Source organism: Methanomicrobium sp., assembly GCF_055145805.1.
The window spans coordinates 1-9212 of sequence record NZ_JBSREC010000027.1 but is presented as its reverse complement, the minus strand read 5'-3'; the positions used below and the strand labels follow the sequence as shown (position 1 = coordinate 9212).

The 9212-nt window shown below is 44.4% G+C and carries 10 protein-coding genes and 1 pseudogene; 4 read left to right on the top strand and 7 right to left on the bottom strand.

The annotated features are described in order from the left end of the window. The 6 genes and pseudogenes from ACTB1O_RS01920 to ACTB1O_RS01895 form a co-directional block, all read right to left on the bottom strand. Window positions 1-507 (bottom strand): annotated as a pseudogene (locus tag ACTB1O_RS01920) (coenzyme-B sulfoethylthiotransferase subunit alpha); the annotation flags it as partial. A gap of 5 nt (window positions 508-512) precedes the next feature. Continuing rightward, window positions 513-1274, bottom strand: a complete 762-nt coding sequence (gene mcrG, locus ACTB1O_RS01915; RefSeq protein WP_462993452.1) for a coenzyme-B sulfoethylthiotransferase subunit gamma — start codon at window positions 1272-1274, stop codon at window positions 513-515. Window positions 1275-1292: 18 nt separating this feature from the next. Further along, on the bottom strand, window positions 1293-1913 hold the full coding sequence (gene mcrC, locus ACTB1O_RS01910; protein WP_462993451.1) for a methyl-coenzyme M reductase I operon protein C: 621 nt from the start codon (window positions 1911-1913) through the stop codon (window positions 1293-1295). Between the two features lies 1 nt (window position 1914). Further along, window positions 1915-2385, bottom strand: coding sequence for a methyl-coenzyme M reductase operon protein D (gene mcrD, locus ACTB1O_RS01905; protein WP_462993450.1), 471 nt, complete (start codon window positions 2383-2385; stop codon window positions 1915-1917). Window positions 2386-2407: 22 nt separating this feature from the next. Then, a complete protein-coding gene (gene mcrB, locus ACTB1O_RS01900; protein ID WP_462993449.1) occupies window positions 2408-3712 on the bottom strand; it encodes a coenzyme-B sulfoethylthiotransferase subunit beta in 1305 nt (434 codons plus the stop codon). A gap of 409 nt (window positions 3713-4121) precedes the next feature. Continuing rightward, window positions 4122-4898 carry a formylmethanofuran dehydrogenase subunit C gene (locus tag ACTB1O_RS01895; protein ID WP_462993448.1) on the bottom strand — a complete coding sequence of 259 codons (777 nt, stop codon included), beginning with the start codon at window positions 4896-4898 and terminating at the stop codon, window positions 4122-4124. Window positions 4899-5109: 211 nt separating this feature from the next. Here ACTB1O_RS01895 and ACTB1O_RS01890 point away from each other — a divergent pair, with 211 nt between their 5' ends. The 4 genes from ACTB1O_RS01890 (at window position 5110) to ACTB1O_RS01875 (ending at window position 8634) form a co-directional block, all read left to right on the top strand. Then, on the top strand, window positions 5110-5703 hold the full coding sequence (locus ACTB1O_RS01890; RefSeq protein ID WP_462993447.1) for a hypothetical protein: 594 nt from the start codon (window positions 5110-5112) through the stop codon (window positions 5701-5703). A 219-nt stretch (window positions 5704-5922) separates the two neighbouring features. Further along, complete coding sequence (modA, locus tag ACTB1O_RS01885; protein ID WP_462993446.1) at window positions 5923-6756, top strand: molybdate ABC transporter substrate-binding protein; 834 nt, start codon at window positions 5923-5925, stop codon at window positions 6754-6756. Window positions 6757-6778: 22 nt separating this feature from the next. Continuing rightward, the gene (locus ACTB1O_RS01880) at window positions 6779-7573 is read left to right on the top strand and encodes an ABC transporter permease (protein ID WP_462993445.1); all 795 of its coding nucleotides are present in this window, start codon (window positions 6779-6781) and stop codon (window positions 7571-7573) included. Beyond that, a complete protein-coding gene (locus ACTB1O_RS01875) occupies window positions 7573-8634 on the top strand; it encodes an ABC transporter ATP-binding protein (protein WP_462993444.1) in 1062 nt (353 codons plus the stop codon). The genes ACTB1O_RS01880 and ACTB1O_RS01875 overlap by 1 nt, the downstream gene beginning before the upstream one ends. 13 nt (window positions 8635-8647) lie before the next feature. On the opposite strand, the gene ACTB1O_RS01870 is transcribed toward ACTB1O_RS01875, so the two are convergent. Next, window positions 8648-9212 (bottom strand): substrate-binding domain-containing protein (locus tag ACTB1O_RS01870; RefSeq protein WP_462993443.1); only part of this gene is annotated, 565 nt, incomplete at its 5' end.

Genomic DNA, 9212 nt, shown 5'->3' with positions numbered 1-9212 from the left:
ATCGACAAGGCCCGGGTGGGTCTCGACCATGTGTTCCTGAACAACAGCTGCACCTGGCATTGCGTGGTTTAAGATGTGGAGGTACTCGTTGATTGTTTCAGGAGTTACTTCCTTTCCAAGACGCTTCTGGAGTGTTGCGTGTGCAAGGTCCATTCCGACAATGACAGATCTTCTGATGTCATCCCACATCTGCTGCATTGCAGAGTTGTTGACAAAGTGTAAATCGTCACCCTCTACGAATGTGTCTGTTCCGGACACTTCGTATGTCATGAGCTGTCTCTGACCCATTGGGATACCACCAAGGTGGCAGTGCTCTGGATCATACATTGAAATTCCACGTTTTGCTTCAATGCCCTTAGCTTCAGCCATAAATTCGCGCTTACGCGGGGACTGGCGAACGCCATCGAAGTTGTAGAATGTGGTCTTTACTGATTCAGGGTCCTGTCCCTGGAACTTCTCTTTAAGTGCGTTTAAGAAAAGCTTCTGTGATCTCTCGATTTTACCCATTTAAATCACTCCTTTGGCATAAAGCCGTATTTTGTCCTGAGTGCGTGGATACGCTGGATGTATTCAATATACTCTGCATCATCGCGGTATGCTATTCCAACAAGTGAGTGGAAGATTGTGGAGTGTGCCTTTACCCATTCGTCACCCATTGGCTTTCCGACTGCGACTTCACGGTCGAGTGGCTCTCCAATCTGGTCTTTCAAATATTTTACAATGCCGTCAGTGCCAAGTACACAGCGCTGGAGCATGTCAAACATCATACCATCTTCTGCAAGACGGAGTGAGTGACCGTGAACAGTTGCACCACGGCAGCTTACAAGTGATGGCTCAAACATCTCTGACTCAATTAAGAGTTTTGAGTACTGCTCAAGGTCACGCTCGCGGCACTCTACGATCTGACGTCCGGAGAGTGTTCCAGGGTCAATACCACGGAAGCGGTAGCACTCTGCGTATGTACGCTGGTATGGCTGGGATGGTGCGTTGAACATTGAGTCAGCAAACTGAATGTAGCGGACGCGGTCTCCTGCCTTTGCACCCTCTGTTGGTGCGACAATCTTTCTGATTGGACAGTCAGGCTCCTGCTGTTCTGCAAGGGGCGGGTGAGCTGTCGGATATGCTGAACCCGGTGCACGGTGACCGAGGATAAGCACAATATCTTCATCTGTTACATCACGAACTTTTTCAAGCTGGTGTGTCGGGTCCATCTGTTTGCGCCTGTTTGCCGCAACAATAGATGTACCTGGACCATACTGTGGTTTGTATGCCATTTTCATTTCACCTCAAATTTATTGTTTCATCACTTTCATTACAGCCGAAATAACTTCTGCCATCTTCTCTCTTGGCGGTGTCTGTCCACGGGTTACCCCGCTTATTATTGCCACAACTCTTCCTTTTGTGCGGATATTATCATCCGCCGGAAGAACATAGGCAGTTTTTACACCTACCTTTGCAAGGTCTTCATAGTCTATTGGAGCCTGCGACACCACAACTGCATCTACATTACATAGTGACAGTATTTTGCGGACTTTCTCAACAACATGGGAACGAACGTTCCCGTGATGAAGGATTGCCAGCTTATGCTGCTCAATCTGAGCCACTTCTTTCTCGTTTACACCGAAATAAGCACCCAGCACTGAACCTGCAATCTTCGGGGCATCAGAAGGAACGCCGCTTCCCGCATTCAGCACAAGAGTGCTTACGGAGAATTCGACCCCTTCACTTCTGAGCCCTGATGTGATATCGCATACAGGTTTTGTCACATGTCGTCTACCCGGAGACATACCTACAACTATGACATCAGGATGGCGGCATTCTGATATTGTGCCACGCTGTGCGAGGCCTCCGCCTTTTCCCATGCCCATACTTTCACGGCAGTCCACAACCTGGGTTACACGACCAAGCGGCATATTATTTTCTTCCCTGTATAATTATCGGGCCGTCTTTCTTTCTCGGATCAACAAGACCTATTAACGATTCATCTGCATCAGGACCATATTTGCAATAATCAGTAAGCGTCGGAGACGTCTTCATGAATTTGCCTTCCTGAACCTGACACGGGAAGTCTTTAAAGAAATCATTGCAGACTTCACGGATTTTTTCGATAACAGACTCGTCTTCAACCTCGAATACGACCAATCCGACCTGAACCCTCAGATCCATCTCGGCATCACCAATTTTTATGGCCTGCCTGTTGGTATTGGGGTTCGGCTTTCCTCTTGCCGGGCCGTAGGGCACCACAGCAGGAATTGATGGTCCGTTGACCATCATCCTGACTATTCCGGGTACTTTTACTACCTTATTGAGAAATTTCTCGGCAGTTTGCGGCGACAGCATGCGCAGAGGAACTACCCTGCATTGGGGATACTGGCTTTTAGTCATTCCAATCTGTATTTTGATCTATTCAAACGCCGTTAGCGATCTGCTGAATTGGCTTGTTGAACTCAGGGATCTGACCATAGGTCTCGCCCATGATTGCAGATGTGCCTTCAGGGGTAAACATCTGTGTACCTGCATCAAGTGCACATGCAGCTACCACACACGGAATTGCACAGCCGTTTGCGTGGCGTGTAACAACGTGGTTACCGTTGAAGATACCCGGACCTCCACCACCGTAGATTGAGTGGCTGAAGAATGAGAATCCGACTGCTGTTCCCATTACACGGCCGAAGTCAGTTGACGGGAGACCTGTCTCGTGTTCAAGAAGGTCGTTGAAGTAAAGCATTGTTGAGGAAACCGCCTGAGCGAAACGTCCTGCACCACAGTTTACCATGGTTGCTGCAAGTGTACCTGCTGCTGCATATGCGTTCCACATCATTGGATCCTTTGTGTCATAGAACTGGAAGTATCCGCCCTTCTTTCCCGGAACGATTACTTTGTCCTCAATTGCTTTCTCGACAAGTGACTGAACGACTGTACCGATTGTTCCGGTCTGGCCGTTCTCTTTTACGAGATCGTATACAAGGTTGTTTGCGTTAAGACCCTGGAATCCGTACTGAAGAAGCATGTGGCGCTCGAAAGGACCGATTGCTCCGCCCATCTCAAACTCTCCTGCTGTCTCAAGTGTGGATGAAAGAGCTGCAGACTGCATTGCATTTCTTCCGGTCATCATAACAAAGTGGTTTGCACCAATGTTACGAAGTGAGAAACCAAGACCTTCATTGTTCTGCGGGTTTGCAAGAACTGAGGATACAAGTGCACCTTCCATATCAGTTGTGTGCGGGTAACCGCCAAAGGTGGTTGCCTTTACAGTTGATGCATTGAACATGTCAATGTCGAACTGGTCGACAATTGCGTATGTTGTTGCTGCTGCAACGGATGTGATAGCTGCATCATATGTTGCTGCTGCTTCAATACGTGCTTTTGGTGCTTCAACTAAAAGGAGCTGTCCGCCCTTGTACTCGTGAACGACAGTCTCGCCGCCATTAACGTCAACCATTTCCTTAATTTTTGCAATGATTGCGTCCTTGTTCTCCATGATTGGGAGATCAAGTTCACGGCCCTGGATCATGCCGCCTTTTCCAAGCTTGCCGGTCTTGAGAGCTTTCTCGATACCGCCAAGGTTAACTGCAATGCTCCTCTTTGTGAGATCAATAAGCTTCTTTGTTGCCGGGTTGACCAGCGGGCTTATCTTCTCGAGGGTAACGTTGCTTTTCAGAACCTTTCCGTCGTCTGAATAAAGATCGATTGTTTCGGAATATTTTGCCATATTTTTCCTCCTATACCCATTATGTGCAATGCTTTTCATTCACTGAATACTGACAGAATATACTGTCGAAAACTATGTTAATCACTACTGCACGTCCCCGCAAGGGACAAGGGTACATATCATGTACTCAGAATATAAGCATTGCTAAAATGAAGCAATATAATTGTAAAAAAATAGTTTACCCAGTAAGGTTAATTTCAAATATCAAAAGCGAATTTGATGTATTTTTATTCTTCGTGTTACGACCTCTGCTATAAAGTGTTACTCTTTATGACAAAAAATGGGGTCTGTTTTGCAGATGCCTGTGCGCCTTTTTTCCGGCTGGTTAAAATAAGGGAATTTTCGCATAAAAGTCAAAATTTCTTATAAATTATCGGGGTTTCAATCACATCATTTTGTGGATTTTGCATCAGTAATATTCATAATTTGCAACCCTCAGAATTCCCCTGCCTCTGTTTGCCACGTCACCCTTAAACCGGGTGAATATTTTTGAGTCAAATTCCTCACTGCCCTCATTGGAAAACGCAGGAGGCATAGCATATGCAGTACCGTAAACGGTTGCGGTTCCCCCCTTCATATTTCCACAGGGACGATGGCAATCGCCGTAAACGGTCAGAACTCCGTCTTTCATATCAACACCGGTCATGTCCCCGCACGATCCGCGTATGATTATCTCCCCGCCTGCAAGGCACTCACCACAAAAATCTCCCGCATCACCGAGTACTTCCAGAATACCGCCTTTCATACCGGTTGTTACTCCCCGGTAACCGGCACCGCAGTAATGGGAGGCATTTTTGTGGCAGATTATCTTCCCGCCCTGCATCTCACGACCAAGCCAGCCGTCCGCATTGCCTGAAATTTCTATGAGGCCGCCTTTCATAAAATTCCCGCAGTGCATCCCGATATCGCCGTCAACAGTAATCTTTCCGGCTTCCATATACTCGCCGATTCTTTTGATTGTGCCTGTGGCCTCACCCTTTAGAATTATCTCAACATCACCGGCATTCTCAGCATCACCCTCAATAGATATCTCAAAAAAATCGGTCAGGTTCCTCTCCCTGTTCCCCTCCCATACATTTAGATCTTTATATCCATCACCTGTGAAATTCGCAGGGACTATTATCTCGGCCTCAACAGAAATATCAGGTTTTGCTCTCGGCTTTACGGTAAGTGTTACAGTTCTCATATCCTTTATCTCCAAAAACCCGTGGAATTTATTATCTGAAAGGTTTTTTAAAAATATCCAAAAAATCCTGCCAGATACGTTTATGAAATTTTAGTTTTGGTTTTCATCCTAAATAGGTTTTGATTGGTGCATAATAAGTATCAAAATTTCCCTGCCTTTTTTTCGTCATATCACCTAACTATTTATCCCATATTTTCCATAGTGTAACGTAATGGCACAAGAAGATCACATGGCCGCATTCTTCCTCTCCGAACTTCACCAGAAATACGTGGATAATGTGACCGAAATTGGAATAATCAGACAAATTCTCAATGAACTTGAAGAAGACACAGGAAAAATGTCTGATCTTTCCGGCGATGAACTGCAAAAAGCAATAGAAGATAACAGAGAGGCTATAGAACAACTCTCAAACCGTCTTAAGGATGTTCACGACTTTATGGAGTTCTACCTAAAGGACAAGAACTCAGTCGGAATCGTGCTTCTCGAACGCGATACCTACATGAAGATAAACCAGATACTCAGATGGAACAAAGCCGATGTGAGAGAGCTTAAGAGATGGATTAAAGAGCTAAAGGAGCTTTCAGAAAAACTTGGAAGAAATCCGCACGATCTTATGAGCTTTCGGAGACTCCCGACCGTTGAAATGCCTGAAGTTGCACACAAGTATCCCGCATGGGCAATGGATAAGAACGGATACTGCTTAACAGGCACTGCATATGATGAGATTATGCATGTGGACGAGGTAGTTGAAGAGATGGAGGCAGGCGATAATCCGTTTCCGATACACCCGGTCAGTACTAACTGATTAAATAAAACAAATTAATAATAAAATAAATAAACAACTTTTTTCGGCAGAAAGCACCAGGAATTAAAGAATTCAGGGAATTTATTATTCCTGAAAATGCTGTCCCACGGCCTCTTTATTAAGCATTTAAGATTAACAATGGCTGCAAATAATATTCTTTTAATATCAGAGGATGACATTATTAAAAAGTAAATTATTTTAACATAACATGTGATCTTTATGAAATTTAACAAAAAACTCTCAATGATAATACCTGTTCTCTTAATAATCGCCGCAATTGCATTTGCGGGATGCACAGGAACAGAACAAAAACAGGTACAAACCGAAGAGCAGACAACACTCACTGTATTTACAGCGGCATCACTTACCGGTGCATTCTCTGATATACGCGATTCCTATAATGCAGAAAATAAAAATGTAAAGGTTGAAACTGTATTTGACGGTTCACAGGCATTAAGAACGCAGATAGAGCAGGGTGCCGCCCCTGACGTATTTATATCCGCCAATACAAAGCACATGGATGCCTTAATGGACCAGGGAATGACGGACAATGATACTGTTGTATTATTCCTTGAAAATTCACTTGCGGTAATTGTGCCAAAAGAGAACACAGCAGAGATAAACAGCTTATCAGACCTTGCAAAACCGGGTGTCAAGATTGTAATGGGAACAAAGGATGTCCCCTTCGGCTCATATGCAAGGCAGATTCTCGATAAGATGGCTGAGAACTCGGAATACGGAGAGGAATACAAAGACGCTGTATTTGCAAACGTAATCTCAGAAGAGACATCGATTGGAACAGTTGTCCCGAAACTCACCCTTGGGGAGGCTGACGCTGCATTTGTATACAAATCAGATATCTTAAAGGAATACAAAGATCAGCTTACACAGATTGATATACCGGCCGAATACAACGTTATTGCAAAGTATCCTCTTGGAATGCTTAAAGACTCTAAAAATAAAGAGGCTGCGGCAGATTTCATCGCATTTGTACGCGGTGAGAAAGGAGCCGCGATTCTAAAAGACTACGGATTTGACCCGATTGCAGAATAAAAATAAATTTTTTTCAGGCGCTTTGAAAAGAGACTTAAAAAGACAGGGAACAACAATTCTTGTCTTTGTACTTCTCACGCTTTTTCTTCTCTTTATAATATTCCCGGTGGCAGCGCTTTTCTTAAGGATTACTCCGGAAGGATTCATTGAGTCTTTAAAAGAGCCTGTTGTCCTGGATGCCCTCATACTATCCCTGACAACCGCAACCATAAGCACAATAATTGTGATTTTGTTCGGAACCCCTCTTTCGTATATAAACGCCAGAAAGGAGTACAGGGGAAAGGAGATAATCGACACCTTAACTGATCTCCCGATTGTTCTGCCGCCTGCTGTTGCAGGTCTTGCACTTTTAATGGCATTCGGAAGAAAGGGAGTTTTGGGCGGATACCTTGACGCATTCGGAATCCAGATTGCTTTTACAACACTTGCAGTAATTCTCGCACAGGTATTTGTTGCATCCCCGTTTTACATAAGGCAGGCCAGGTCAAGCTTTGAGGCGGTCGATATAATCTACGAAAACGCGGCAAGAACACTGGGGGCATCCCGTTTTAGTGTTCTGGTAAAGGTTACAATTCCGATTGCATGGGCAGGACTTGTATCAGGCGCAATCCTTACATTTGCAAGGGCTCTGGGTGAATTCGGAGCAACAATCATGTTTGCCGGAAACTTCCAGGGCAAAACACAGACTATGCCGCTTGCGATATACACGACAATGCAGGGCAATATCTACGATGCAATCAGCCTTGCAATAATACTTGTTGTAATCTCATTTGCAGTGATTCTGACAGTTAAATACGTCACAAAAAGGAGGATCTGATGTTATCCGTCAGAATTAAAAAACAGCTCCGTGACTTCACCCTTGATATTGACCTTTCTGTCCCGAAAGGGGAGACACTTGTTTTAATCGGTGAGAACGGTGCCGGAAAATCGACTCTCCTGAATATTATATCAGGTCTCCTAAAACCTGATGAGGGAGAAATTAAACTCGGCAAAAATATCATTTTTTCACATACGGATAAAATTTCAGCCAGAACAGAAGAGAGAAACACCGGACATCTGTTTCAGTCATACGCACTCTTTCCACACCTTTCAGTCTTTGAAAACGTTGCATTCGGACTCAGATGCAGAAAAATGCCAAAAGATGATATTGATGATCTTGTCTCAAAGCAGCTCGCTGCGATGCAGATTGAAGAGCTCGCAGGTGTCAATGTAGAAAGCCTCTCCGGAGGACAGAGACAGAGAGTTGCACTGGCAAGAGCACTTGTCTTAAAACCCGAAATTCTCCTCCTGGACGAACCCCTGGCGGCAGTTGATGTCAGAATGCAGACAGAGATGAGACGTGAACTTCGCCAGAGAATTAAGGAAGCAGACATCCCGTGTATAATTGTGACACATAACCTGACAGATGCAATTGAACTCGGGGATAAAGTCGCAATTATTGAAGAGGGAAAAATAATCCAGACAGGAAGACCTGAAGAGATCTTTAAAAATCCTGCCTGTGGATTTGTCGCCCGTTTCACAGGAATGGAGAATCTGTTCAGGGGAAAGGCAAAAGAGGCAGATGGATATACTGAAATTGACCTCGGCGCAGTTAAGCTTCATGCGATAACCGACCTCAGAGGTCAGGTTATTGCGGGTATAAGGGCAGAAGAGATAATATTTTCAAGAGAGAAGACTGACACAACTGCAAGAAACACACTTTTGGGAATCATCACAGATATTCAGTGGAACGGAGCCATGTCCAGGATAATAGTTGATACCGGCGTTTTAATAACCGGAGTTGTTACACAGAGAAGTGTGGAGAATCTTTCTCTTTCCTGCGGACAGGAAATTTACGTGATTTTTAAAGCTCCCGCCATTCATGTGTTTCCGGCGTGAAAAAAAGGAAAAATTAATTAATAATTCTTATCTCACCGGTAACTGATACATCATAACCCTCTTTTCCCCTGAGAATTTCCTTAAATTCATCAGAGGATATGGCATCAGTCAGCTTTTTTACTCTTTCGTCCCCGAAATGAGAGTCACGGACTGCAAGTTCATATCTTGCGGTTGCTATCGGGAAAAAGTCAAGTCCGTATGTCTTTGCAAACTGATATGAGGTAACACCTGCATCACAGTCGCCGTTTGAAACCGCCATTGCAACGGCCATATCACTGTTTAATATTCTGTCATATCCCAAAACAGATTCAGAAGATATATTCTTTTCAGAGAGGGCTTTGTCAAAGAGAACACGCGATTCCGAACCTGAAGGCTGGTTTGCAAACGAATATTTTGACAGATCCTCAAGGGCCAGCTTCTTTTTTGAAATTATCCCATATCTGATTCCTGCGATACATATCAGATGTACCTTAACTCCGGGAAGATACTGCTTTATCGGTTTTATATTGTATTCACCGTCAGGGGAGAGCATATGCACAGGTGCACCGTGGCATACATCTTTTTTAAGAGCTATGATT

Bases quoted from the DNA above. Each gene is read 5' to 3' on its own strand.
- mcrG (WP_462993452.1), bottom strand. From the start codon at position 1,274: ATGGCATACAAACCACAGTATGGTCCAGGTACATCTATTGTTGCGGCA.
- ACTB1O_RS01875 (WP_462993444.1), top strand. From the start codon at position 7,573: ATGTTATCCGTCAGAATTAAAAAACAGCTCCGTGACTTCACCCTTGAT.
- ACTB1O_RS01895 (WP_462993448.1), bottom strand. From the start codon at position 4,898: ATGAGAACTGTAACACTTACCGTAAAGCCGAGAGCAAAACCTGATATT.
- modA (WP_462993446.1), top strand. From the start codon at position 5,923: ATGAAATTTAACAAAAAACTCTCAATGATAATACCTGTTCTCTTAATA.
- mcrD (WP_462993450.1), bottom strand. From the start codon at position 2,385: ATGACTAAAAGCCAGTATCCCCAATGCAGGGTAGTTCCTCTGCGCATG.
- mcrB (WP_462993449.1), bottom strand. From the start codon at position 3,712: ATGGCAAAATATTCCGAAACAATCGATCTTTATTCAGACGACGGAAAG.
- ACTB1O_RS01890 (WP_462993447.1), top strand. From the start codon at position 5,110: ATGGCACAAGAAGATCACATGGCCGCATTCTTCCTCTCCGAACTTCAC.
- mcrC (WP_462993451.1), bottom strand. From the start codon at position 1,913: ATGCCGCTTGGTCGTGTAACCCAGGTTGTGGACTGCCGTGAAAGTATG.